Raw genomic sequence first — 25,623 nt, 5'->3', positions numbered from 1 at the left:
TTTATTGGGTTGATTCTATCTGCTTCAGTCGTTTGATGATAGCTACTAATATACTGATAATCTCGTGTGTATCTTGATGTAGCTCCTTATAACAGCTACCATCTATCAACTCTATTCGATGGAGTAGATTGAGCCAGAAACAGGTTTCAGAAGCTTCTTTGAGTGATATAGTCAGCTTAGAAATGTAGTCGGCAGTGCTATGAGCGAATTTAGCTTCATACAAGTTGGCACAAATACTCGTTCCACTTTTAAGAATTTGGTTAGCGAGTACAAATTCATTTGCTAGGCGTAGTCTTTGGTTTAATCGGTAAATTTTGACCGAAAAATCCTCTGCCTTCTGTCGTACAATGCTCTCACTCATAGTTGTCTATAAATTGAAATACGGTTTCTATACTCTCTTTATTACCTTTTACCTAATACCTCTTACCTTCCTGAAGGAGCAAACTTACAAGTTTGCTCCTTCAGGAATATCTTCTTCCACCACCAGATTGTCGATGATGAAGTTCTGACGCTCCATCGTGTTCTTGCCCATATAGTATTCCAAGAGCTTCTGCACCTGGTCGTTTTTGTGGAGAGTGACTTGCTCCAGCCGCATATCCGGACCGATGAAATGGGCAAACTCTTCGGGACTGATTTCGCCAAGTCCCTTGAATCGGGTGATTTCCGGGTCAGGTCCAAGCCGCCGGATAGACTCCTTGCGTTCCTCTTCGGTATAGCAATAGTGTGTGATAAAGTCGTTCTTACGCTCGCCTTTGCGCAGTTTGGCATCGGCTTCGGCTATGACTTCCTTGTCTTTTATCTTCGTTCTTCGGTTACGGACACGGAACAACGGAGTCTGCAACACGTAGACATGCCCCTTTTTGATGAGTTCGGGGAAGAACTGGAGGAAGAAGGTAATGATGAGTAAGCGGATATGCATGCCGTCAACATCGGCATCGGTAGCCACGATTACCTTGTTGTAGCGCAGCATATCCAGTCCGTCTTCTATGTCGAGGGCCGCCTGCAAGAGATTGAATTCTTCGTTTTCGTAGACCACTTTCTTGGTCAGTCCGAACGAATTGAGGGGTTTTCCACGTAGCGAGAATACTGCCTGCGTGGTGACATCGCGACTCTTGGTGATGCTTCCGCTGGCCGAATCGCCCTCAGTAATAAAGATACAGCTCTCCTCCTTACGCTCATTCTTGGCGTCGCAGAAGTGTACTCGGCAGTCGCGTAGCTTACGGTTGTGCAGGTTGGCCTTCTTGGCTCGCTCGCGTGCCAGTTTGGTTACGCCTGCCATAGCTTTCCGTTCGTGCTCGCTCGATTGTATCTTGGCTTGCATCACCTCGGCCACAGCCGGATTCTTATGCAGATAGTTGTCGACCTCGGTTTTAAGGAAATCGCCCACAAACTTGTTTACACTCACGCTGCCTTCCTGTGGACTCATGGTGAGAGAACCCAGCTTTATCTTCGTCTGACTTTCGAAAAGAGGCTCTTCTACATTGATGGCGATGGCAGCCACCAGTCCGTTTCTGATATCGGTATATTCGTAGCCCTTGTTGAAGAACTCCTTGATGGTGCGCGCTATGTGTTCCTTGAATGCTGTCTGGTGGGTTCCCCCCTGTGTGGTATGCTGACCGTTGACGAACGAGTGGTATTCCTCTCCATACTGATTGGTATGTGTAAAGGCTATCTCAATGTCTTCTCCCGCGATGTGGATGATGGGGTATAATCCGTCATTGGTCATGTTGTCGCTCAGCAAATCTTCCAATCCGTTACGGCTGTGGATGCGTCTGCCGTTGAACATAATGGTCAGTCCGATGTTCAGGTAGGTATAGTTGCGCAGCATGTTTTCCACGATGTCATCGTGGAAGCTGTAGTTCTTAAACAGCGTCTTGTCGGGTTCGAAGTAGATACACGTTCCGTTCTCATCTTCAGTATCTGCCGTTGTATCTTCAATGAGTTTGCCACATTCAAACTCAGCTGTCCTCACTTTACCGTCTCTGTACGACGATGCAGTGAAATGAGAGCTGAGTGCATTCACTGCTTTCACGCCTACTCCGTTCAATCCGATACTCTTCTTGAAGGCCTTGGAATCGAATTTTCCACTGGTGTTCAGTTCTGATACGGCCGAGATGAGACTTCCCTGCGGAATGCCACGGCCGTAGTCGCGCACCGTCACGCGCAGATTGTCCTCTATGTCTATCTCTATGCGCTTGCCGGCATTCATCTTGAACTCGTCGATAGAGTTGTCGATGACTTCTTTCAGCAACACGTAGATACCGTCTTCGGGCAGTGTTCCGTCGCCCAACCGACCGATATACATGCCCGGTCGGGTACGGATATGCTCCGTACCCGACAGCGTTCGGATGTTATCTTCGTTATAGACTACCTGTTCAGTCTGTGGTATGTTGTCCTCTTCTTTCATATATGATTCGTTGTTATTCTTGTATCAGTTGTTTTTTATAGCATCTGTGGCGCTTATGCTGTATGGATTCCAGATATTGCCACTGGCTCTGTACGGCCTCGTTGGTTTCCATCTGTACCATTGCCTCGGCATATTTGAATCCGTAGCGTTGGCATTGTTGTATGATATCATTGAAGATAAGGGCGTTCACTCCCTTGCTCCTGTACTTGGGAAGAACCCCGATGAGCAGCAGGTCGACCACTTCGGTGCGATGCCACAATGCCACCTTCAGCATCTCCCACCAGCCCGTAGGCCATAGCTTGCCCTGGCACTTGCGCAGCGCTTGGGAGAAAGATGGGAACGTAACGCCGAATCCTACGGGCTGGCCCGGATTGCTTTCGTCTTCCACCACCGATATGAGGTTCAGGTCGGCCAACCGTATATAGGAGTCTACCAGCTGATTGATTTGCCGTTCGGACAGTTGCGAGAACCCGTAAAGGTCTTTGTAGGTGATGTTCAGCAAGTCGAATATCTTGTGTCCATATCCTTCTTTCTGTAACTCCCTGCGTGTAAGTTTGTGTACGTGCAACTTGTATCTCTGCTCTATCATGGCGCTGAGCTTGCCGAATTTTTCAGGCACTTGCTCAGGCACTTTTATGAGATACTCCTTATAGTCATTGTCTTTCTCGAATCCTCCGAGCTGTTCCATGTGCTCGGCATAGTAGGGATAATTGTAGTTCACGTACATGGTTGCCAATCGGTCGAAGCCTTCTATCAGCATTCCCTCGCGGTCCATGTCGGTGAATCCCAGTGGTCCGGCCATCGTCTCCATCCCCTTGCTGCGTCCCCATGTCTCTACAGCATCCAGCAGTCGGCGCGACACCTCAATGTCGTCTACGAAGTCGAACCAGCCGAACCGCACGGTCTTGCTCTTCCATGTATCGTTGGCGCGCTCATTGATGATGCCTGCAATACGTCCGACCGGTTTCCCGTCGCGATAAGCCATGTAGTAGATGGCCTGGCAACATTCGAACGAAGCATTCCGTTTCTCGTCGAGTGTAGCCAGCTCGTCGCTATACAGGAAAGGCACGGCATACTCGCTGTCACGGTATAAGTCGTTTCTGAACCTCACAAACTCTTTCAGCTGCTTACGGCCGTTTACTCGTTTGATTTCTATATTGCTCATCGGTCTGGCTGGATAAAAATACTTGTCGGCGACGCTACTGTATGATACCTTTCTTGTAGCAGTTACGGCGTTTGTGCAACGTAGTCTCCAGATGTTCCCACTGACTTTGCACATTCTCGTTGGATTCAATCTCTACCTGCGTCTCTGCCCACTTGAACCCATAAGCCTGGCAGCGCGGTATGAGATCGGAGAACATCAGTGCGTTAGCTCCTTTCATGCGATATTCGGGCAGCACACCCATCAGCAACAGGTCTACACCCTCCGTCTTATGCCATTTGATAGCACGCAGCAGATGCCACCACCCCAGTGGCCACAGGCGACCGCGGCGACACTTTTGCAAGGCTACAGACAGCGAGGGGATGGTGATGCCGATGCCACACAGCTTCTTGTCGGCATTCCAGTCTTCCACCAGCGTGATAAGACTCAGGTCGAGCATCTTCAGATACATGTTGATATACTGGTCTATCTGCTTGTCCGAGAGTTCCGAGTATCCGTACAAGTCTTTGTAAGTGGCGTTTATCAACTCAAATATCTTCTTGCCATAGCCGCCCTCAAATACATCTTTCCTGGTGATTTTCTTCACGTGCAGATTGTATCTTTTCTCTATCATCGCTGCAATCTTGGCAAACTTTTCCGGTATGGTCTCCGGCACGGTTATCTTGTACTCCACGTATCGGTTGTCTACCTCGAAGCCTTCTATGGCCTCTATGTGCTGCTGATAGTAGGGATAGTTGTAGATGGTAGGCATCGTACCCAGTTGGTCGAATCCCTCGACAAGCATGCCCTCGGGGTCCATATCGGTGAATCCCAACGGCCCTACCACCTGCTGCATCCCTTTCCGCCGGCCGTAGTCTTCCACGGCTTTGAGCAGCGACCGCAACACCTCTTCGTCGTCTACGAAGTCCAGCCAGCCGAACCGCACGTCCTTGTGTTCCCATTTGCCGTTGGCCTTATGGTTGATGATGGCGGCCACCCTGCCGGCCACCCTACCATCCTTGTAAGCCAGATAGTATTCGGCTTCGCAGAATTCGAAGGCCGCATTCTTCTCCGGACTTAGCGTGTTGAGTTCATCGCTGAACAGATTAGGGACGTCATAGGGATTCCCTTTGTATAAGTCATAGTGGAATTCAATAAAATCTTTTAGGTCTTTCTTTGATTCTACCTTCTTGATTTCTACAGATGGCATGATTTCTTTGTTTTATTATTTACTTCGAAATAACTGTCTCAATGTGATGAACATGCGACAATGATGCCTCCTGCCCACTATGCTTCGAAAACGTTGATTTCTAGTGATTTAATCGTCAATATAGGGCTACAAAAGTACACAATTTAGTGCAGAAAAGCAAATTCTAGGCTTAAAAAGCATTGCCAAGGCGTATTGCTTCCGGCTTCACAGATTGTCTTGTATCGTTATTCTTTGTTACGATTTGTTTACGCCGGAATCCTTTTTCCCGATAATTCACTATATTTGTCGTGCGAAAATTATTAAAAAACAGAATCATGAATATGAGAAGAATAACGATGTTATTTGCTTTCCTGCTCACTTTTGGAGCAGTATTGGCACAATCGAGTGTGTATAAAATCAAGGTGAAGGATGCCGACGACCGCGAAGTCAGCCTGAAACAGTATAAGGGCGACGTGCTGTTAATCGTCAATACGGCCACCCAGTGCGGTTTCACACCGCAGTATAAAGAGTTGGAGACCCTCTACACACGCTACAAAGATCGTGGCTTTGTTATCCTCGACTTCCCTTGTAATCAGTTTGGCGAACAGGCACCAGGGTCGCAGGAAGAGATTCATACTTTCTGTACGTCTAACTATGATATCCATTTTCCGCAGTTTGCCAAGATTGATGTGAACGGCGAGAATGCCTCTCCCCTGTTCGTCTATCTCAAGAAACAGCAGGGATTCAATGGCTTCGGCACTACCGCTACGGCGCAGCGCATGCACCAGATGATGCTCAAACGCGACAAGGACTATGCCGACAAGAGTGATATCAAATGGAACTTCACCAAGTTTCTCGTCAATCGCAAGGGGGATATTGTTCGCCGTTTCGAGCCTACAACGCCCATGAGCGAGGTCGAAAGTGCCATTCAGGGCTGTTTGGGAAAGTAGGATGATGATGGAAGGGGGCTGACAAAAGAACAAAAGGACGAAAGAGAAGGGAGCAGAGGTATGGTATGGCGAAGGTTACATGAGCCATACCATACCTCTGCTCCCAAGTTTGTAATCTTAGCAACTCACCAATCTCAATAGACGGCGCGGACTCATTTACAATCCCAACGGTTTGGATATGTCGATACGCAGTCCCAGCGAACTGATGAGACGAAAGAACAGGCCCACCCCCGGTTCTATCATACCGTTTTCTATCTTTGAGATGTAAGACTTGGTGATTCCTGCTCTCTTGGCCAGCTCGCTCTGAGTAATCTTGGCCTCTTTGCGTGCTTGTAAGAGTATTTGCGAAGCATAGAAAGTCCTTGCCTCTTCTTCGAACTGTTGACGCTGCGCCGTGCCGCGCTTGCCATACTTCTCATCCAGAATTGCGCTATAGTCTGTTATTTTGCTTGTCTGCATAATATGCCTCCTTTATCTTTAATGCCTTTTCTATTTCTTGTTTTGGCGTTTTCTGCGTTTTTTTCTGAAACCCATTGAACAACACTACGATTTGTCCGTCGTCGAAGATGAAGAATACTCGGTAGATATTGCTTCCATATTCTATACGTAATTCAAAAAGCCCGTCTTTTATAGCCTTGACGAACTTTGTGGGAAGCCTTTCTTGCGTTTCCAATATCGAAAAACATAATAGAATTTCTTGGCCACATCGTCCGATAACGTAGCGATGAAGTCATTGAAGTAATCCCCGTATGCGATGACTCTTCTGTTCATGCCACAAAGATAACAAAAGTTTCCATATCTAACAACTTTTTGTTTATCAACTCATCCCATCTACTTGTATTTCGTCTACTCATCAACTCAAAAAACTGCAAGGCCTCGGCAGCATTACTGCCTGGGCTTTGCAGCAGTGCTGTTTGGCCTTTGCAGCGATGTTGCGGGGGCTTTGCAGCAAATCATTCTTTTTTTCCCGAATTCGTCATTCCGTATCTCTACCTGCCCGAACCCCTCTGTTTGCAGCATTTCCAGGGTTTCCTGGGCATAGATAGGATTGATTTCAAAGTATAGTTTTCCGCCCGGTCGCAATGCCCGGTAAGCATATCGGGCTATGGCACGGTAGAACAGCAGAGGGTTGTCGTCGGGTACGAAGAGTGCCAACGATGGCTCGTGGTCAAGCACGTTAGGCTCCATGTCGGCCTGTTCTTTCATGCAGATATAGGGAGGATTCGATACGATGACGTCCCAACACTGTTCGTCGGGCGGTGGTTGCAGGGCGTCTTGCCTGCGGGTGCATACTGTCGTGCCGAGTCTGTGGGCATTTTCTGCGGTCAGCCGTAGGGCTGTTTCCGATACGTCCCATGCCGATACGTGGGCTGTGGAGAGTTCGGCAGCCAGCGTCACGCCGATGCAGCCCGACCCACATCCGATATCGAGAATGTCGCACGCCTGTCTGTTTTGCCCGATAATCCATTGGCACAATTCGGCCGTTTCGGGGCGTGGAATGAGTACCCCCGGCTCTATGTGGAATGTCCGGCCCATGAACTGCTCCTCTCCAAGGACATATTGCACCGGTTCGCCTGTCTCCAGACGGTGCATGAATGTCTCCAGTTCCTGTTTGTTTTCATCGGTCAGGCTGTCGATATCGCCACAGACGATATCCGTATAAGTCATGGTAAAACGGGTTTCGAGTACCAGTCGCACGATGGCTGCGGCCTCGTGGTCGTCGTATAGGGGTGTCAGGCGTTGCCATAGAGAGCGGAATGTAAGCATTGGATAGTGGGTTTGGGATGAATAGGGTGATATTTTGGTTTTACGGGTTTCATGTCTTTGTCCTGTCAGCCTGAAGGACTGCCTTTTCATAGCCGTGGGCCTTCAGGCCTACGGAATGATGATTGGCAGTGGAGTCTGGTCTGGAAGACTGCCCATAGTCTTCTTTATTTAGGTATATATCTTTCGTCATATTCTATACCAAAGTCATCAAGGAGCTTTCGGTATTCCTCGGTAAAAGATACCTTTTTATGATGTTCCTTTTGATTTCTGACATAATCGACGACCTCTTGCAGGTCATTGTAAGCATAGGTAAAGGCTCCATAACTTTCTTCCCACCTATTCCAGTGGGGGAAATGAGGATTAGCGGCCAACCAATTACTAGACCCTTGTTTTAATCGTTTTACAAAATCAGATAATGATATTTTAGAGGGTATGTCTGCAATGATGTGGATATGGTCCGGCATACCACCGATTCTGTAGAGATGACCCTCTGCTTGTGCGATGATACCCATAATATACGCGTATAATTCGCGTTCATATTCCAGGACTATAGTCGGTTGTCTTTGTTTGGTACTGAACACGATATGGTATAGTAATTTTGTATATGCCATAGTTCTAGATGATATAATGGGGAGTCTTATCAGACTCGTTTATTGTCTTGGCTTGTTTCCGGAGGTTTCCGCTTTCGCTCCAACCACCGGCTATGAAAAGGTTGTCCTTCGGACAATTCAATTCTTTTGCCAATGCGTCGACAGCCTGTTTTCCAGCTTTGCTGGATAGGTCTTTCGGTCAATACCGCACTTTTACCGATGGGTTAGCGGTCTGTTTACGGGTAATGCCATACAGCTTCTTCGGCTAAGGTGAGCTGCTTTGCCCTGTCAGTCCGAAGGACTGCCTTTTCATAGCCGTGGGCCTTCAGGCCTACGGAATGATGATTGGCAGTGGAGTTCAGTCTGAAAGACTGCCCATTCTATGTGATAGGTTCTGCGTATATTATTCGCAAAGTTAGCTAAAATCATTGGGAAGAGTCGGCAGATGATACGGAAAAATGCTATCTTTGCCTTATGGAGATGAGGCCGCAGCATCAATGTGGCTGTAAAATGACGAAGGGAAATGAAACAGAATATCGAGAGGGGCAGCGACACCTCGACTGTCTTGACGCAACGGGAAATAGACGAGCGCTACATGCGAAGGTGTATCCAACTGGCCCAAAATGGTCGGCAGAATGCCAAACCCAATCCGATGGTGGGTGCAGTCATCGTGGCCGAGGGGCGGATTATAGGCGAGGGCTACCACGTGAGGTGTGGCGAAGGGCATGCCGAGGTCAATGCCTTTGCCGCTGTGAGCAAAGCCGATGAGCGGCTGTTGTGCCAAGCTACCGTCTACGTGAGTCTGGAACCGTGTTCGCACTATGGCAAGACGCCTCCCTGTGCCGACCTTATTGTGAGCAAGGGTGTACGGCGTGTAGTATGCGGATGTGTCGACCCGTTTGGTAAAGTGCAGGGGCGTGGAATCCAACGTTTGCGCGAAGCAGGTATCTCGGTGACGGTGGGTGTACTCGAAGCGGAATGCCTGTGGCTCAATCGTCGCTTTATCACGATGAATACCCAGCAGCGCCCGTATATCATCCTGAAGTGGGCGCAGACTGCCAATGGCTTTCTGGATAATCACGGACGTGCATGGGCTGTCTCGAACGACTTTACACGCATGCTCTCGCATAAGCTACGGGCCGAGAACGATGCCATTCTCGTGGGGCGTATAACCGACGAGCGCGAACACCCGGCATTGACCGTGCGGGACTGGAGTGGGCCGAATCCACGTCGACTGGTGCTAGGGCAAGGCATGTCGATACCCGATTTGCTCCGTGGGTTGTACGAAGATAAGGTGCAATCGCTCATCGTGGAGGGTGGTGCCAAGACCCATGCCGGTTTCATCGAGGCCGGTTTGTGGGATGAAATACGCATTGAGATGAGCAAACAGGTGGTGAGTGGCGGCACTCCGGCTCCTGTACTCCCTGCTGATGCCAGCCTGTATAAGAGCGAAACGTATGGAGGAAACCGGATTTTGTGGTTTCGGAGACTGTGAGTTTTAGAAGTCGGCGAATGTTGAGCTACTTGGTGATGTAGCTACATGACAATATATGAAGATTAGCTTCCTTTCCCTTTATGGAATTTGAATATCAGTGAAAACATGATATATCGTGGGATGCTGTTGTAATAAGTTTCCGTCCATCCCTGCGCATTGACGAGATATGTTTTGTTGGAAAACTGGTGAAGCATATCGAATACCGATAGTTTGGCCGTCACTCTTTCTTTGATGAGAGAGTGAGAGATTTGGGCATTCAATATCAGGTTGTCGGTGTTCATCATCGACGATTCATAGCCACGACGGGAAAACATTGTGAGGTCGGTGCTCATGGAGAGTCTGATGCCGGGTATATTGTATTGTAGGGATGTGCCATATTGGAAGTCAAATGTGTTCAGATTCTCAAAGTTATTGCGGTTGCCTCTACACAGTCGGCTATTGATTTTGCCTTGAACAGATGCGGTTAGGTTTGACAATGTGTATTTGAGTGATGTTGCCAGCTCTGTATGCCATGTGTTTACATGGCTGAGCGTAGCCTCTTTGGAATCGTATGCAATGTCATAATCTACGCTGTGTATATACCCATTTGAGAGTTCCATAGTCAGGTAGAGTCGCTTAGGCCTGTCAACTGTACGCGTGAATCCTATTTTTCCGTTGATGTTCCAATTACCATCTACGTTATCCATCATGGTAGTGAAGCTACCCAGTTTCGTGTTGTAGTTGATGCGGCTACCCCACGCGTGCTGTACAATCTCGGCACGGATATTTATCCATCTGTTCAGGTCTGTAGAGTCGGATTTCCACTTATGGTACACTTCAAATAGATGTTGGCGTTGTCTTTTCAACAAAGGATTGTTGACAACTACAGTCAATGGGTTGATGGTATTGCTGTAAGGCATCAGGTCAATATATTCCGGTTGTGCCTCAGTTGTTTCATACGACATTCGTATGGATTTCTTTCCGTATGTTCGGTAGGATAAGGCTGGCTCAAACTTGACATATTGTCTATGGGGAGCCATGTCCAGTTCTGCTGCGTGATAATGTATTTGTTCGCGGTTAAGTTCTAAAGGCAGATACATTTCAATGAGTCCGTTCTTTAAGTTCCGGGTTATATTGAGACTTGGAGTAAGCTGCCTGTTCAGGCTGTTGAAGTGATAACTGTTTTTGCTATCCAGCTGTTGGGCTGACACGGATGCGGCAGAAGGCAGTGTACCAAAGTTGTTCCAGTCGCCACTCCCCGATAGATACATCTTATAGTTCCGATTCGTGGCTGTCTGGTGTTTTTGCTGGTACAAGACTTTGGATGTAATAGTCCATTTCGAATTCAGGTTATAGTCGTATTGCAGTGATAGGGAGTAGTTATATTCCTGTCTGTGGTTATCTCTATAATATGCCCGTAGGTCTGATGTGTTATATCCTGTATAGCGTATTCTTTCGGACGAGAAAGCCTCGTCCGGTTTTCTGGTTGTATATCCAACCTTTGCATGGATACCAAAGTTATCGCCGTTGGACAAGGTGAAAAACTTGATAATATCGAGGTTGGCTTTGAATTCCTTTAGAGTTGACGACTTGGAATATAGTCTCTGATTAAGCCAGGTCGTGCGGTAAGTAGAATCCTTTTGCAGACTATTATAGTCGCCTTTGGCATAATTCACCTGTGTAGTGATGAATGTTGGATTCTTGGTTGTCAGCATAAGCCGGTTGTTCAGATTCAGATTGACGTCCTTGTTTCTCACCACATTGTAACTTCCTTTCGTGATGTTGCCGTCAGAAGCAAAGGTTTCTCTGTTGGTCTGTTCCGTCAAATCATCATCAGTCCACTGCGCTGTCGCATCGAAAGAATTGTCAGCTTTTTTGTTTTTCGCACTCGAATCAATGTTTATACCTGCTTGCTTGATACTCTTGATACCTTTGTTCTTGTTGTCGGATTGCCAGTTGCCATCCCTCCCTGGTTTGCGGTCTTCGTTCGTATTGTTCATGTTGGTAAATACTCCCACATTGTTGTGTTCGCCTGTGAACAAGCCAAAGGTACGTGCCAACCATCGTTTATCTGTTCCTGCACCTACTTCTGCATTTCCAAGATAGGAGTGTAGATACTCACGTTTCAGATTAACGTCCATCACGTAATCTTTCTTACGGGTGTTGGATGCCAGCCGTTCTTGGTTATCTTTATGGTATACCTTGATGTTTTTGACAGAATAGTAAGGCAGGTTCTCCAACATCACTTTGTTTTTTCCTTTAAAGAAGTTCTTCCCGTTCAGTGTCAGGTAATCTACTTTCTGTCCGTTGATATATACATCGCCATTGTCTTTCAGTTCTGCACCTGGCATTTGTTTAATCAGATTGTCGAGCATAGAACCTTCAGGCAGGACGAAGGCGGAAGCATCATAGATCAATGTATCTCCCCGATAGACGAGCTGAATGCGCGTAGCCTTCACTTCAATACCGTCCAAGTCGACTGTATAGTCTTTATTCTTTTTGCGGAGCAGTAATGGTGGTATCTCATAATTTTGATTTCTACTGCGTGGTTTGAATTGATAGTTGATGTAACAGTTGTCATAACCGATGCAAGTAGCTTTGATAATGTAATTCCTTGTTTCTTTCTGTACCTTGAAGGCGTAGTTGTTTTGATGGCCATAGATTTTTACCGATGTGGTATCCAGCACAACTGAGTCTTGTGTCATCAGGATAATTTTGGCAGGAAGCGGTATACGTGTGAAGCTATCATAGACAGACCCCACCAACAGGCATTGTTCGTTATTTCCTCTTTGTGCGAACAGGAGAATAGGGAGAAATAGCAATATCGGCATCAAAAAATTCTTCATGGTCATGATGGCTTGTTAGCACTATAGGATATTTCGACTGTAAAAATAAGTAATTTTTAAATAGGTTGGTTGCGTTTAGAAGAAAAAGTTTGTTTTCTTGCAAAACAAGGATGGCTCGTTTGCACTCAAACGGATTTTATCCAAGGAGAAGAAAGAATCGGCCAATATGGAAAAATACCTTAAATATGATTTCAGCTGGCCGAAGTATCTGGAATGTGATGACTTATATCGCCAATTATATGATAAATGAGCAACAGGGAATAAGGTTATTCCCTGTTGGCCAGTCCTAAGCACAAGACGCTGAACTTCACTTCGCCGGCTCGTTGCAGCTCTTGCGCGCACGAACAGATGGTGGCGCCGGTGGTTACAATGTCGTCGATGAGAAGGATGTGACGTCCTGCGATGCTGTAGTCTTTCAGTCGGAAAGCGCCTTCTACGTTCTCGGTGCGTTGCCATCGGTCACGTTGTGTTTGACTACCGCCAAAGGTGATGCGCTCGATAGCGTTTTTCTTGAGCGGTAGTCCGGTTACTTCTGCCACCCCACGTGCTATTTCCACACTTTGATTATATCCTCGTTGGCGTTCCCTTTTCCTGTAAAGGGGAATGGGAATAATCATGTCGATGCCCTCGAAGAATCCTGTCGACATGCAATCGTGGGCGAATGTTCGGCCCAGTTGATAGCCTATTTTGGGATGATGGTGGTACTTCATATCGTAGATGAGCCGGCTTTCGGGTGAATGAGAGGTGTAGTAGAAGAAAGCCGTACACCGCTCAATGGGTATCTGTCCCCAAAACATCTTGGCCATTTCGTTGTCGTAAGGCTGTTGTTCGAAGCCGGTGCGTGGCAGGTGGAGATTGCACCGACCGCACATCGTCTGCTCGTCGAGGCTCAGCCGTCGCCCGCATATTACGCAACAGCGTGGGGCAATGACGTCCAGGAAGGCTTTGCCCCACTCACTCCATCGGTTCATCGAAATCGCCCTCCAGGCACTGCCGTATCAGTGAATAGTCGAATCCTCGGCCCATAGCAAACTTGATAAGTTTCATATTGCGCTCGTAGTCGCTGTGGGCCTTAATGGATTTCTGCTTGTTGCGCAGCAATGGGCGCAGCACATCCAGATACTCGTGGTCGGCTATCTCGTCGAGTACGGGGATATAGACAGCCCGCTCTATGTGCTTGGCATACAAGGCTTGTTCCAGTTTTCGGCGTCCCCACCCATTGTAGCGTATCTTGTCGCGTGTAAAAGCACGCGTGTAGCGCTCGTCGTCTACGTATTTCTCGGCCGTGAGCCGGGCCATGATGCGCGCCCGCACAGCCTCGTCTATGCCCCAACGGCGCATCTTGTCGAGCATCTCGCCACTGCAATGTTCAGCCTGTGAACAGAGCGCGGAGAGCTTGAAGAGAGCTTGTTGTTCGGTTATTTCTTTCATATCCATTGTTTTCGTGGTAGGTCGGACCGTGCCGACCTGTTTGATTGCCGGTAGGCGAATAGCTATACAAAAATACGGTTTTTGGGCGATTTCGGCTTTGCCGTCTCCTCTTTTTTTTCGTAAATTTGCAATTATAATTCATTTATAACCCCAAAAAACAATGAAAACCAACATCATTCGATTGGTAGTGCTCGTCTTTACGGCATTTACCATGCTCACGGTTACGGCCAAACCGAAAGACCGTGTAGTTGTAGCCTACGTTTGTTCGTGGACCGACCTCCGCCTGCCCGATCCTACACTCATGACACATATCAACTATGCCTTCGGCCATGTGAACAAGACGTTCAACGGTGTAGATATTCAAAATCCGCCTTTTCTGGAGAAAGTGGTGGCACTGAAAAAGAAGAATCCAGCCCTGAAAATCAATCTGTCGATAGGCGGATGGACCAGTGGAAACTTCTCTGAGATGGCTGCAACACAGACCCATCGTACAGCGTTCGCGCGCGATTGTCGCCGCATTGTAGACAAGTATGGACTTGATGGTATAGACATTGACTGGGAATATCCTACCAGCAACGAGGCGGGCATCTCGGCTTCGCCCGATGATACCAAGAATTTCACACTGCTGATGCGCGATCTTCGCAAGGCTTTGGGCAACAAGAAGCTGCTGACTATCGCCACCATTCAGGATGCACTGTACATTGATTTCCGCGCTTGCGTGAAGTATCTGGACTTCGTCAACATCATGGGCTACGACCAGTCTAATCCTCCTATGCACCATACCACCATCCATCGCTCGCCCTTATCGGGCCACATCAGTCTGGAAGAGGGTATTGATGCCCATATCAAAAATGGTGTCCCGCCCGAAAAACTGACCTTGGGCATGCCGCTCTATGGGCGTGGCGACCACAGCAACAAGATACTCGATAAGTTTATGAAGACCGGCTTTACCGACGGACGCTACGTAGAGCGATGGGACAGTATCGGCGAAGTGCCTTACCTGGCCGACAAGACGGGCAAGCTGGTATGGGGCTTTGACAATCCGCGGTCGTGGGCTGCCAAGTGTCAATACATCATCGACCGAGGACTGTTGGGCGGTATGTACTGGGAGACGACAGAAGATAATGCACAGCGTGATGGGCAGATGACCATCTATGAGTCGCTGTTGAAGAATAATAAGGGTACGATTCCATTGAAGCATGTCCTCGTGTTGACGAGTGGCAAATCGTCGGTTGAGGCTAGTCAAGTGGTTGATGAACTGAAGCAACTGGGTATGAAGCGCCACTTCGATGTGACGGTATTGGCTGACGACGTTGCATATACACCGGAGTATTTCGACCGTTTCCATCTGATTTATCAATTAAATGCCGACCTTTCAAAGCTAGGTAATGAGGCCCGTAAGGAGTTCGAGACCTATGTGGATGCGTCGCACGGCGCATTCTTTGCAACTAAAGATACGGCAGTGAAAGGTTGGGACTGGTACAATACATTCAGTCAAGACCTGCGTGTATGCCCACTGAATCAGAAGTATTGGAGCAATACAGCCAAGATGGGGCGTAACCTGTTCTGCGTCGGGAACAATGCCAAGGCAGAGGAAGTCGTGGAATTGTTGAATTTGTAAGTTCTATGAGTTCATGAGTTTGTAAGTTTCTGAGTTGTTGAGCCTGTAGGGGGCGAATTTAAATCGCCCTGTAAGTAGACAAGTAAACAAGTTTCGAATTGTAGGGGAAGATTATCTCCTTTGTCTGTAGGCCAACTTTTTCATAGCCGGGGACAGTCGAGCCAGAGCGATGATTGTCCCTGGTTGCTGTTTGTACCCATGAATCCTGCCTGACAAGCCTGTCCGATTTACAGCATTGTAGGGACGTGGCATCCACGTCCCTACAATCTTCTAAATTCTTAACTTTCACCTTTCAATTATCAATTCCCAATTACCTTATTTTGCTGCAAGGCCTCCGCAGTAACGCTGCAAAGGCCTGACAGCATTGTTGCAAAGCCCAGGCAGCAACACTGCCGTGGCCTTGCAGTTTTTTGGAGTTTTATAAGTTTATGAGTTTTTGAGTTTGTAGGTTAGTGAGTTTTTTGAGTTTATGAGTTTGTAAGTTTGTGAGTTGTTGAGTCTATGAGTATTGGGTTATTGAGTTGATGAGTTCTTGTTAAGGATTGTTTTGCAGGATAAGAATCGTCGATACAACCGAAGGTTTTGGAAAAAGAACGAACATGTATCGGGAAAAATCTGTAACTTTGTGGCATGACAGAAGATTTCGACATCAGAGAAGAGAGAATGTCCTCGGCAGAAAAGGACTTCGAGAATGCCCTCCGCCCTTTGCGTTTCGCCGATTTCAACGGCCAGCAGAAGGTGGTGGAAAATCTGGAAGTGTTTGTCGAAGCTGCCAAATTCCGCAACGAACCGCTAGACCATACATTGCTCTACGGGCCTCCGGGATTGGGAAAGACGACGCTGAGCAACATCATTGCCAACGAATTGGGAGTGGGATTCAAGATTACAAGCGGTCCTGTGCTGGATAAGCCGGGCGATCTGGCCGGTATCCTGACATCGCTCGAACCCAACGATGTGCTGTTCATTGACGAGATTCATCGCCTGTCGCCTGTCGTAGAAGAGTATCTGTATTCGGCAATGGAGGATTATCGTATCGACATTATGATAGATAAAGGGCCTTCGGCACGCAGCATACAGATAGACCTGAATCCGTTCACACTGGTGGGTGCTACCACGCGCAGCGGTATGCTGACAGCTCCGTTGCGTGCCCGTTTCGGTATTAATATGCACTTGGAATATTACGATCCGGAGACGTTGCAGAGCATCATCAAGCGCTCGGCCCGCCTGTTGGACGTACCTATCCAAGACGATGCGGCTGTAGAAATATCGCGACGGTCGCGTGGCACGCCCCGTATTGCCAATTCGTTGCTGCGCCGTGTGCGCGACTTTGCACAGGTAAAAGGCAACGGAACGATTACAAGCGATATTGCACAGATGTCGCTCTTGGCTTTGAATATCGACCGGTATGGGCTCGACGAGATAGATAACAAGATATTGCTGACGATTATTGATAAGTTCAGGGGTGGTCCGGTGGGTGTTTCGACCATTGCCACTGCCATAGGCGAGGACGCCGGTACGGTGGAAGATGTGTACGAACCCTTCTTGATAATGGAGGGATTCATCAAGCGTACACCACGTGGACGCATGGCTACGCGATTGGCCTACGACCATTTGGGGCGCAATCCGTACCAAGGCGACATCATGTCGCCGGGATTGTTTGAGTGAGAACTCGTCTCCTTGCATTTTAATGGATGATTTCTTGCATTGTTTTGCAGAAACAACTATATTTGTGGAGTAGGAATAACGAAAAGGAGGAAAGATGATATGGAAGGAAGTTTAGACATAAGATTGAATATCCCTCTTAGCGATATGGCATTTCTGGATAAGGTTGCTAAGAGTAGAGGGTGGCTTATGTCTACTGATAAAAGCGAGTCTGTCGGTGACTTGGACCTCGAAAAGAGAAAAAAGTTAGAGCGCGTCGACAAGCTGTTTGGTGCTTTGTCTAAGAGCAAGGCAGAAGATTGGAAATCGGAGAAAGAGACCTATCTGAGGAAAAAGTATTTATGAGAGTGTTTCTAGATACCAATATTCTGTTGGATTGCTTGTTGGAGAGAGGCCCTTTATCCGCAGAATCAAGATTATGTTTCAAATCTTGTGTGGGTAATGGTATAACCATGTTGATGTCTGACTTGTCAGTTTCCAATATCAATTATATAACCCGGAAGGAGTATAGCAGAGCAGAATTTAATGCTGCAATACTAAGATTGACGGAATTTGTAGATATCGTAGAGGTTGGCTCTTCATGTATATTGGAGGCTCTTCATCTTGCTTGGAAAGATTTTGAGGACTCTTTGCAGTATTTATCTGCAATGAAAGCTCAGGCTGATTGCATAGTGACAAGGAATACAAAAGACTTTGAAGAATCCGCTTTAGAAGTGCTTACTCCTCATGATTTTATAGTTAAATACTTATGAGAACGGGAATTTTCGTAGGGAGTTTCGACCCCTTTACCATCGGGCATGCCGATATTGTGAGGCGCGCATTGCCACTCTTCGACCGTGTAGTGATAGGAGTAGGGGTCAACGAGCGCAAGCAATACATGTATAGTACGGATGTTCGGGTAGACACAATCAAGCAGATATATGCCGGCGAAGCCAAGATAGAGGTGAAAGCGTACAGCGATTTGACGATAGATTTTGCACATCGGGAGCAGGCGCGGTTCATTATCAAGGGCGTGAGAAGTCTGAAAGACTTTGAATATGAGCGCGAACAGGCCGATGTGAATAGGAAGATAGGGGATGTAGAGACCATTCTGCTCTATGCCGACCCTACGCTGGCGAGCATCAGTTCGTCACTCGTGAGAGAATTGATACACTTTGGAAAAGATGTTTCCGGTCTTGTTCCGCCTCTCTTGCAAGACGTGGCTGACAGGTAGAGACTACAATGATAATACAGCAATAAAGTTCCTGCCGGACAGCTCTTTCAGCCATGTGAGGGGGTGGCAGGGACTTACATCCGATATATTACTTATGATAACATACAGCACGGACGGCGTAAAGATGCCGAAAATTAAGAAGCGTGAGACCTCGGCCTGGATTAAGGCGGTGGCCGAAACATACGGTAGAAGGGTAGGAGAGATAGGATATATGTTCGTCGACGATGAGAAAATATTGGAGGTGAACAACGAATATCTGGGGCATGACTATTACACCGACATCATCACCTTTGACTATGATGAGGGCGATGTGCTCAATGGCGACCTCGTGATAAGCCTTGATACGGTGCGAAGCAATGCCGAACTACTCGGCAAACCCTATGAGGAAGAGTTGCACCGTGTCATTATTCACGGCATATTGCACCTTTGTGGCATCAACGACAAAGGTCCTGGAGAGCGCGAAATCATGGAGGCTGCCGAGAACAAGGCACTGGCCATGAGGATTAGCCAATAAGATGATACACTCCGCCAGGAAGCATCCTGACGAGTCCTTTCATCTCCATTGAGAAGAGCAGGGAGGTAAGTTGTGCGATAGGAATATCGGCCTGGACGGATAGCATATTGATTTGCAGGTCGTTGTTGTGTTGCAAAACGTCGGCTATCTGTTGTTCTTCGACCGATAATTGTGGGAAGAGTTGTCGCTCGATACCTTGTTGCTGCGCCTTTTTCAGTCTGTTGTCTTCTTCCCATCCCATTGCTTTTACAAAGTCGGAAGCCGACATGATGAGACCGGCCTCGTTGTCGCGGATGAGCATGTTGCACCCCTCGCTGTAGGGAGCGCCCACATGTCCGGGGAAAGCGAAGACGTCACGATTGTAGCTGCGGGCTATCCCTGTGGTAATCAGTCCGCCCCCATGCGATGCACTCTCGACCAGAATACAGGCGTCGCTCATCCCTGCCACGATGCGATTGCGCCTTACAAAGTTCACTTTATCGGCATTTGTTCCGGTGAAAAACTCTGTCAGTAACCCACCATGTTCTATCATTTCGCTGGCTGTCTGTCGGTGAACCTGCGGATAAAGGTAGTCTTGTCCATGTGCCAACACGCCCACGGTGTCGTATCCATTGGCCAAGGCTTGGCGGTGAGCATGTATGTCTACACCATACGCCAGGCCACTGACAATCAGCACGTCGGGACATAGCGTCTTCAAATCGGCCATGAATCGGCGTATCAGGTCTTGGCCATAGGCGGTGCATCGGCGTGTACCGACCATACAGACAACCTTGGGACAGTTGAGCGGAGCAGTGCCCCGGTAGAACAAGACCAGCGGTGCGTCGTCGCATTCGCGCAGCCGTTGCGGATAGCGCACGTCGTTCATGCAAAGCGGTTCTACCCCATGTTGCTCGTCCCAGAGCAGTTCTGCCTCTGCCCGTGCCAAGGGTTCGCTGAGGTCTGCCAGTGCTTCGCGCAACTTAGGCGAGGCATCCGGCAAGATGTCCAGGATGTCGTGGCGATGCTCAATGACCGCCGTGGCCGAACCTAAACGGCGATATAGCTCCAGCAGACCGCTGAGGCTGAAATAGTTGATACGGCTGAGCGCGAGTGTATAGAGTATTTCCTGATTCATGGTATGTATTCCCCTTCTCCGTTTGGAGAAGGGTGTAGAGCAGCTTTTAATCTTCTTTTTGATTGAGATAAGCCTCAAAGGCACGGCCATAGTCTTCGCTATAGCCCAGTCTTCCGTTGATTAATGTCACCAAATCTACATCGGCATGGAAGCAAAGTTTCTCGTCCTTGGCGCGGAAGAGGTCGTGGGTGAATACCCAGCGCAGTCCCTCTTTGCGCAGTCCCATGCGCGAAATGAATTCGTCGTCGCATGCCAACGGCGTCTTATATTGCAACGACATGCGTGCCACAACGGCATCCACACCCTTCTTGTGCATCTCTGCGAAGCTCAGTCCCGTGGTTTTCAGGAATCGGTGGCGTGTATGTTCTGTGTAATGCAGATAGTTGGCGTTGTTCACAATTCCCTGGATGTCGCACTCGTAGTCGCGTACTTCCATTCTGGTTTCAAAGATATACTTCATCTGTTTTGTTTGTTGTTTGATATAATACTAGTTGTCCTGTCGTTTCCGCGTTTCAGATATTCGTACCCGATGCGGCATCGTAGGCAGTCTTTATGGTCGCAATATTCGTTTTTCAGCTGGATGAGTGCCTGTGTGTCACCGGCATTCTCCACTTTCATTCCGCATTCGTGCCACATGCGGACGATGTGGTTGTCTTCGGCTTTGAGCTGTTCCAGTAATTCGAAGGCGTGTTCGCAAAGCCCCTCATTGCATGTATGGCGGCCGTAGGCGAAGAGCATCGGAACGACCGTGTTGAGTATCATCAGGTCGAGTGAAGCCATCGATAGCCGCTTTTCACTGCGCGGACTCTCTGCCCCGAAGGCGAAATGAGTCTGCCAGTAAGGTGTGGCCTGCGTTTTCAGATGGTTTCTCAGCTCGCTCAGACTGCTACATTCGATAAGTTCGCTCAGTCCTGCCGTGCGGTTATAGTATAGTTGTGCCAGTTGCGAGAGGCGTATGTGTGGGAAATTCTGCGGCCGCAGTCGCAGGAATTTCCACCAGTGGAAGTCCATCGGCTGCATGGCAAATTTGTGTGCCAGATACCGATATTCGCTTGCCATCCGCTGATAATACGCATCGGCCAATGCCTTGTCGCGATATGCTTCGGGTATGGATTCAGGCTCCAAGAGTCCTGCCTGCCCCATGAAAATGGCTTCTATCTGGAACAGGTCGTCGCGATGATGGGCCACACTGCCCAATGGAATGTTGCAAGCCCATTGCTCGAAAGCCTCTCCATTGATGCCGAAGCCGTAGTTGCGGGCCATCGTGGCGAAGTGGGCAGCCTGCCAATCGCCACCGTATCTGGCCACTCGCTCGTTGATGGCCACCGTCTTCTGCTCCAGACGTTCGGTCTGCAAGCTGCTCATCCACGAATGAATCATGAGCGATGGCAGCGAGGGAATGATGCGGTAGCAGGGCGGATAGTGGTCTGAATGAATCAGTTCCTCGTAATGTTCCGCTATATGGGCCGGCACGTCTAGTTGCAGTTGCTTGATTCGTCGGCCCTGGCTGTCGGTAGCTTCGGCGTCTATAGCTCCGCAGACGTGCAGGATGACGTTGTCGTAGCGTGTATCCTGCTCATGACGATGGGCGAACCAGTCGCTTGCCCGGTCGTGTATCTCCACGTTTCCCACCCACAGCGTTCCGTCTATCTTCACCTTTGCATTGAAGAAATCAGGTCCTGCGTCGTGGTTGTGCAGTCCCGTATCTATCACTTCTATGCAGTGTCCATCGACTGTGACAAGCTGTTTCAGCGGAAAGAGCTTGTGTTTCCATACATAATGCAGGAGCTGTTCCATGATATAGACATTAATCTTCCAAATGCAAAAATACAAAATAATCTTTTAATGTCATAGGGTTTGTGGCCTAATTAGCATGCTTGCGCCCATCGGTATATCCCTTATGTCTGGCCTGCTCGCCAACCTTCAAAAACTGCAAGGCCGTGGCAGCATTGCTGTTTGGTCTTTGCAGCACTGCTGTTTGGCCTTTGCAGCAACGCTGCGGAGGCTTTGCAGTGGGGGGAAAGAAAAAGTTTGTGGAGTGTAGAGGCAGGTATTCAAATTGCAAAAGGAATGATATGCGATAAAAAACGTGACAAAAGAGAGAAAAGAGAGGGGTTTGTTTTGCTTTTTATCTGATTTACAGTACCTTTGCAGATATACGAAGACGAAAGAATACGAGAATAAAATAAAGACTGGAAAATGAAAATAGCATTAATCGGTTATGGCAAGATGGGCAAGATGATAGAACAGATTGCCAAGGAGCGCGGACACGAAATCGTGAGTATCATAGACGTCGACAATGTGCAGGACTTTGACAGTCCGGCTTTTGCTTCGGCCGACGTGGCCATTGAGTTCACCAATCCTACGGCGGCTTACGCCAACTATCTGCGGGCGTTCAAGCACCATGTGAAGGTGGTGTCGGGCAGTACGGGCTGGATGAGTGAGCATAAATCGGATGTGGAGCGGTTGTGCAACGACGAGGGACAGACCCTTTTCTGGGCATCCAACTTCTCTGTGGGCGTGGCCATCTTTTCGGCCGTGAACCGTTATCTGGCTAAAATTATGAACGGTTTTCCACAATACAAGGTGGAGATGGAGGAGACCCACCATATTCATAAGCTCGATGCACCGTCGGGAACAGCCATTACGCTGGCCGAGGAAATCATCGACCGGCTCGACTGCAAAGACCGTTGGGTGAAAGGCGAGCAGCACCATGCCGACGGCACTGTGACGGGTACGAACTGTGTAGCGGCCAACGAACTGGCCATAGCGAGCATACGTCGCGACGAAGTGCCGGGCATCCACACCGTGACCTACGACAGTGAGGCCGATAAAATCGTGATTATGCACGATGCGCATAGCCGTAAGGGATTTGCACTGGGGGCTGTCTTGGCTGCCGAATACACCAAAGACCACACTGGACTGCTCACCACGAGCGATTTGTTTAAAGAAATATTGGGTTAATCATCTTATGAATGAAAAGGGTCTGTTGAGACCTGTTGGCAAATTATGATAGACAAAGAGAAAGCTAAGCTGAATATGAAAGTGCAATGGACGAAGTTTGTCGTTGTACTGGTTTTGTATCTGATATTCCTCTTCTGGCTGAAGAGTTGGTTGGGACTGATAGTCATCCCCTTTATCTACGACGTGTATATCACGAAGAAGATACGCTGGCAATGGTGGAAAGATGCCGAAGGTCCGGTGCGTTTCATCATGAGTTGGGTAGACGCTCTGGTCTTCGCGATGGTGGCCGTGTACTTCATCAACCTCTTCTTCTTCCAGAATTTCGTCATCCCTTCTTCTTCTTTGGAGAAATCGTTGCTCACGGGCGATTATCTCTTCGTGAGCAAGATGAGCTACGGTCCGCGCATTCCACAGACGCCGCTTACCCTGCCTTTGACGCAGCACACGCTGCCTGGTATCAACGTGAAGAGCTATCTGGACTGGCCACACTGGGAGTACCGACGTGTAAAGGGATTGGGCGACGTGAAGCTCAACGACATTGTGGTGTTCAATTATCCTGCCGGCGACACGCTCGTCAACGATGAGCGATGGCAGCAGAGCGACTTCTATCAGATGGCATACTCGTTCGGACAGCAGCTTGTGGAGCAGCAGCAAGGGCAGTTGCCCGACTTGTCGCAGCTCAATCGCGAGCAGCAATACGAGTATTTCGGGCAGATATACGCCGTAGGGCGCAGCTATATGGCTGGAAATCCGAAGGAGTATGGCGACATCATCACGCGTCCTACCGACCGTCGGGAGAACTATGTGAAGCGCTGTGTGGGGTTGCCGGGCCAGACATTGCAAATCAAAAACCACATGATCTATCTTGATGGCAAGGCCAATAAAGAGCCGGATAACGTGCAATATACCTATTACGTGAAGTTGAAGCAGCCCATGCCCGAAGAGCTGATGGCCGAATTGGGTATCTCGATGGAAGACATGACGAGCCTGAACCAAGCCGGGTATCTGCCTCTTACAAGGAAGGCTTACGAGGCATTGAAGGCTCGGAAAGACCTTGTGGCCAGCATTCGGCTGAATACCGACGCCCCCGTGGGCGACCTGTATCCGCTCAATGCCTATACGGGATGGACGCGTGACAACTATGGACCAGTCTGGATTCCGAAGAAAGGGGCTACGGTGAAGCTCTCGATGGACAATATTGCCATCTATGAGCGTCCCATCCGTACCTACGAAGGCAACGACCTGAAGGTGACCAACGGGCAGATATACATCAACGGAAAACTGGCCGACAGCTATACATTCAAGATGGATTACTACTGGATGATGGGTGACAACCGTCATAATTCGGCCGATTCGCGCTACTGGGGATTCGTTCCCGAAGATCATATCGTGGGCAAACCCATCTTCATCTGGTGGTCGCACGATCCCGACCGTAAGGGTTTTGGCGGCATCCGATGGAATCGTTTATTCAGTTTGGTAGATAATATTAGGTAATTGATTATGGAGATTTGGAAATGGAGAATTATGAAATGTTGAGTGGCTCTCGTCCTTTCACACATGAATGTTTCGTTTCCTTGTCATCATATCATAATTCTCCATTTCCAAATCTCCATGATCAATAGTACCAACTATTCATTATAAATTAGGACAGTGCGCTTCCCCTTCAAGTTCATATTGGGGCTTGTGGCAGCCATTTTGCTCATGTTGGCAGTCAGAGCATACGCCTTCACCGTCTATACTGTGACAGATTCGGCCTTGCAGCCGATGCTGAGGACAGGCGATAGGGTGATGGTCGACAGACTTATGCACCGTAAATTGAAGCATGGGGCGCTGGTGGTGTTCCGTCAGCAAGGCACTGTCATCGGGCAGATAGAGGCTCTTCCCGGCGATACCATCGCCCTGAAAGGCACGCACTATCTTGTTCCGACACGCTGTTGCGACCGTTGCCAGAGTCGCGACTGCCAGCTCTATCTCGTCAACACAGGCAAAGGCCGCCAGTTGGTGTACCAACACCAGATGATAGGTCGGGCCTTCCGATTATTCCATCTTTCATGGTAAAGAACGCAATACTTACCTCTTCATACTTCGGACCGGTGCAGTGGTATCAGAAACTGAACCGCTACGAGGTGTGCCTTATCGAACAACACGACAACTTTGTGAAGCAAACGTACCGCAACCGCTGTATCATTGCGACAGCTAATGGGCTGCAATCACTTACCGTACCGGTAGAACGTACGGATAATCTGAAGTGTCCGATGCGCGATGTGCAGGTAAGCGACCACGGCAACTGGCGGCATATCCACTGGAATGCACTGTTGAGTGCTTACGGTGAGAGTCCTTTCTTCGAGTTCTACGCAGACGACTTGCGCCCTTTCTTTGAAAAAAAATGGAAGTATCTCTTCGATTTCAATATGGAAATCATGGAGACGATGTGTGGCTTACTGGATATCGAGCCGACCGTAAAGCTCACGCCTTCGTATATGGAAGAGACTGAGGCGTATGCCGATTTCCGCGAGGTGATTCGCCCGAAACATCCCGGCGAGGATGCCGAATTTACTGCCAAGCCTTATTATCAGGTATATTTGCAGCGTCATGGATTCCATCCCAACCTGAGTATTCTGGACCTTCTGTTCAATGAGGGCAACGAGAGTGTGCTCTTTTTATAAGGTCTGGAGCTTTCTTTTTTTATCTTTTTTCTGAGCAAGGATAACGTTTTTTCATTATCTTTGCTACAACTAAT

The 25,623-nt window shown here is 48.4% G+C and carries 25 protein-coding genes and 1 pseudogene; 12 read left to right on the top strand and 14 right to left on the bottom strand.

Annotation, left to right across the window (positions count from 1 at the left end; all coding sequences use genetic code 11):
• Position 1: 1 nt before the first annotated feature.
• From ACZ42L_RS08810 to ACZ42L_RS08795, 4 genes are all read right to left on the bottom strand, one after another.
• Positions 2-361 (bottom strand): four helix bundle protein, encoded by a 360-nt coding sequence (locus ACZ42L_RS08810; RefSeq protein ID WP_464702466.1) that lies wholly within the window; start codon positions 359-361, stop codon positions 2-4.
• Between the two features lie 84 nt (positions 362-445).
• Positions 446-2,407, bottom strand: coding sequence for a DNA topoisomerase IV subunit B (locus tag ACZ42L_RS08805; protein ID WP_464715865.1), 1,962 nt, complete (start codon positions 2,405-2,407; stop codon positions 446-448).
• A gap of 13 nt (positions 2,408-2,420) precedes the next feature.
• A complete protein-coding gene (locus tag ACZ42L_RS08800; RefSeq protein WP_464715864.1) occupies positions 2,421-3,572 on the bottom strand; it encodes an N-acetyltransferase in 1,152 nt (383 codons plus the stop codon).
• Positions 3,573-3,606: 34 nt separating this feature from the next.
• Positions 3,607-4,758: an N-acetyltransferase gene (locus ACZ42L_RS08795; RefSeq protein WP_464715863.1), complete on the bottom strand. Its 1,152-nt coding sequence runs from the start codon at positions 4,756-4,758 to the stop codon at positions 3,607-3,609.
• A gap of 320 nt (positions 4,759-5,078) precedes the next feature.
• Between ACZ42L_RS08795 and ACZ42L_RS08790 the strand changes: the two genes are divergently transcribed.
• Positions 5,079-5,687: a glutathione peroxidase gene (locus ACZ42L_RS08790; protein ID WP_464702463.1), complete on the top strand. Its 609-nt coding sequence runs from the start codon at positions 5,079-5,081 to the stop codon at positions 5,685-5,687.
• A 156-nt stretch (positions 5,688-5,843) separates the two neighbouring features.
• On the opposite strand, the gene ACZ42L_RS08785 is transcribed toward ACZ42L_RS08790, so the two are convergent.
• The 4 genes and pseudogenes from ACZ42L_RS08785 to tnpA form a co-directional block, all read right to left on the bottom strand.
• Positions 5,844-6,146: a helix-turn-helix domain-containing protein gene (locus ACZ42L_RS08785; protein WP_464702462.1), complete on the bottom strand. Its 303-nt coding sequence runs from the start codon at positions 6,144-6,146 to the stop codon at positions 5,844-5,846.
• Positions 6,118-6,458, bottom strand: a pseudogene (locus tag ACZ42L_RS08780) (type II toxin-antitoxin system RelE/ParE family toxin). Before ACZ42L_RS08780 ends, ACZ42L_RS08785 begins: the two are co-directional and overlap by 29 nt.
• A gap of 114 nt (positions 6,459-6,572) precedes the next feature.
• A complete protein-coding gene (gene prmC / locus ACZ42L_RS08775; protein ID WP_464715862.1) occupies positions 6,573-7,454 on the bottom strand; it encodes a peptide chain release factor N(5)-glutamine methyltransferase in 882 nt (293 codons plus the stop codon).
• Positions 7,455-7,618: 164 nt separating this feature from the next.
• A complete protein-coding gene (tnpA, locus tag ACZ42L_RS08770) occupies positions 7,619-8,065 on the bottom strand; it encodes an IS200/IS605 family transposase (RefSeq protein WP_464698398.1) in 447 nt (148 codons plus the stop codon).
• A gap of 502 nt (positions 8,066-8,567) precedes the next feature.
• On the opposite strand from tnpA, the gene ribD reads away from it, so the two are divergent.
• A complete protein-coding gene (gene ribD, locus ACZ42L_RS08765) occupies positions 8,568-9,539 on the top strand; it encodes a bifunctional diaminohydroxyphosphoribosylaminopyrimidine deaminase/5-amino-6-(5-phosphoribosylamino)uracil reductase RibD (RefSeq protein WP_464715861.1) in 972 nt (323 codons plus the stop codon).
• Positions 9,540-9,601: 62 nt separating this feature from the next.
• On the opposite strand, the gene ACZ42L_RS08760 is transcribed toward ribD, so the two are convergent.
• From ACZ42L_RS08760 to ACZ42L_RS08750, 3 genes are all read right to left on the bottom strand, one after another.
• Positions 9,602-12,364 (bottom strand): outer membrane beta-barrel protein, encoded by a 2,763-nt coding sequence (locus ACZ42L_RS08760; RefSeq protein ID WP_464715860.1) that lies wholly within the window; start codon positions 12,362-12,364, stop codon positions 9,602-9,604.
• 266 nt (positions 12,365-12,630) lie between these two features.
• On the bottom strand, positions 12,631-13,335 hold the full coding sequence (locus ACZ42L_RS08755; protein ID WP_464715859.1) for a ComF family protein: 705 nt from the start codon (positions 13,333-13,335) through the stop codon (positions 12,631-12,633).
• On the bottom strand, positions 13,319-13,795 hold the full coding sequence (locus ACZ42L_RS08750) for a regulatory protein RecX (RefSeq protein WP_464715858.1): 477 nt from the start codon (positions 13,793-13,795) through the stop codon (positions 13,319-13,321). The genes ACZ42L_RS08755 and ACZ42L_RS08750 overlap by 17 nt, the downstream gene beginning before the upstream one ends.
• A gap of 160 nt (positions 13,796-13,955) precedes the next feature.
• Between ACZ42L_RS08750 and ACZ42L_RS08745 the strand changes: the two genes are divergently transcribed.
• From ACZ42L_RS08745 to ybeY, 6 genes are all read left to right on the top strand, one after another.
• Positions 13,956-15,416, top strand: coding sequence for a glycoside hydrolase family 18 protein (locus tag ACZ42L_RS08745; protein ID WP_464715857.1), 1,461 nt, complete (start codon positions 13,956-13,958; stop codon positions 15,414-15,416).
• Positions 15,417-16,046: 630 nt separating this feature from the next.
• Positions 16,047-17,081 carry a Holliday junction branch migration DNA helicase RuvB gene (ruvB, locus tag ACZ42L_RS08740; protein ID WP_464702454.1) on the top strand — a complete coding sequence of 345 codons (1,035 nt, stop codon included), beginning with the start codon at positions 16,047-16,049 and terminating at the stop codon, positions 17,079-17,081.
• Between the two features lie 99 nt (positions 17,082-17,180).
• Positions 17,181-17,423, top strand: coding sequence for a hypothetical protein (locus ACZ42L_RS08735; RefSeq protein WP_464715856.1), 243 nt, complete (start codon positions 17,181-17,183; stop codon positions 17,421-17,423).
• The gene (locus ACZ42L_RS08730) at positions 17,420-17,830 is read left to right on the top strand and encodes a type II toxin-antitoxin system VapC family toxin (RefSeq protein ID WP_464715855.1); all 411 of its coding nucleotides are present in this window, start codon (positions 17,420-17,422) and stop codon (positions 17,828-17,830) included. Before ACZ42L_RS08735 ends, ACZ42L_RS08730 begins: the two co-directional genes overlap by 4 nt.
• The gene (gene coaD, locus ACZ42L_RS08725) at positions 17,827-18,291 is read left to right on the top strand and encodes a pantetheine-phosphate adenylyltransferase (RefSeq protein ID WP_464698383.1); all 465 of its coding nucleotides are present in this window, start codon (positions 17,827-17,829) and stop codon (positions 18,289-18,291) included. Before ACZ42L_RS08730 ends, coaD begins: the two co-directional genes overlap by 4 nt.
• A 94-nt stretch (positions 18,292-18,385) precedes the next feature.
• Entirely contained in the window at positions 18,386-18,805 is a 420-nt protein-coding gene (ybeY, locus tag ACZ42L_RS08720; RefSeq protein WP_464698382.1) for an rRNA maturation RNase YbeY, read from the top strand.
• On the opposite strand, the gene dprA is transcribed toward ybeY, so the two are convergent.
• From dprA to ACZ42L_RS08705, 3 genes are read right to left on the bottom strand one after another with little or no spacing between them, the layout of a single operon-like run.
• The gene (gene dprA / locus ACZ42L_RS08715; protein WP_464715854.1) at positions 18,795-19,919 is read right to left on the bottom strand and encodes a DNA-processing protein DprA; all 1,125 of its coding nucleotides are present in this window, start codon (positions 19,917-19,919) and stop codon (positions 18,795-18,797) included. The two genes, ybeY and dprA, sit on opposite strands and share 11 nt — an antisense overlap.
• Before the next feature lie 46 nt (positions 19,920-19,965).
• Positions 19,966-20,379 (bottom strand): acyl-CoA thioesterase, encoded by a 414-nt coding sequence (locus tag ACZ42L_RS08710; RefSeq protein WP_464715853.1) that lies wholly within the window; start codon positions 20,377-20,379, stop codon positions 19,966-19,968.
• A complete protein-coding gene (locus tag ACZ42L_RS08705; RefSeq protein WP_464715852.1) occupies positions 20,376-21,716 on the bottom strand; it encodes a DUF2851 family protein in 1,341 nt (446 codons plus the stop codon). Before ACZ42L_RS08705 ends, ACZ42L_RS08710 begins: the two co-directional genes overlap by 4 nt.
• Before the next feature lie 402 nt (positions 21,717-22,118).
• On the opposite strand from ACZ42L_RS08705, the gene dapB reads away from it, so the two are divergent.
• The 4 genes from dapB (at position 22,119) to ACZ42L_RS08685 (ending at position 25,549) form a co-directional block, all read left to right on the top strand.
• Positions 22,119-22,883 carry a 4-hydroxy-tetrahydrodipicolinate reductase gene (gene dapB / locus ACZ42L_RS08700; protein WP_464698375.1) on the top strand — a complete coding sequence of 255 codons (765 nt, stop codon included), beginning with the start codon at positions 22,119-22,121 and terminating at the stop codon, positions 22,881-22,883.
• Between the two features lie 45 nt (positions 22,884-22,928).
• Complete coding sequence (gene lepB / locus ACZ42L_RS08695) at positions 22,929-24,377, top strand: signal peptidase I (RefSeq protein WP_464698374.1); 1,449 nt, start codon at positions 22,929-22,931, stop codon at positions 24,375-24,377.
• 156 nt (positions 24,378-24,533) lie between these two features.
• On the top strand, positions 24,534-24,941 hold the full coding sequence (locus tag ACZ42L_RS08690) for a S26 family signal peptidase (protein WP_464702449.1): 408 nt from the start codon (positions 24,534-24,536) through the stop codon (positions 24,939-24,941).
• Complete coding sequence (locus ACZ42L_RS08685) at positions 24,935-25,549, top strand: WbqC family protein (protein WP_464715851.1); 615 nt, start codon at positions 24,935-24,937, stop codon at positions 25,547-25,549. The genes ACZ42L_RS08690 and ACZ42L_RS08685 overlap by 7 nt, the downstream gene beginning before the upstream one ends.
• The last annotated feature ends 74 nt before the right edge of the window (positions 25,550-25,623 follow it).

The sequence above is a fragment of the Prevotella mikamonis genome, from assembly GCF_055381405.1.
The sequence above is the reverse complement of the archived record's forward strand: the minus strand, read 5'-3'. Positions and strand labels throughout refer to the sequence as shown.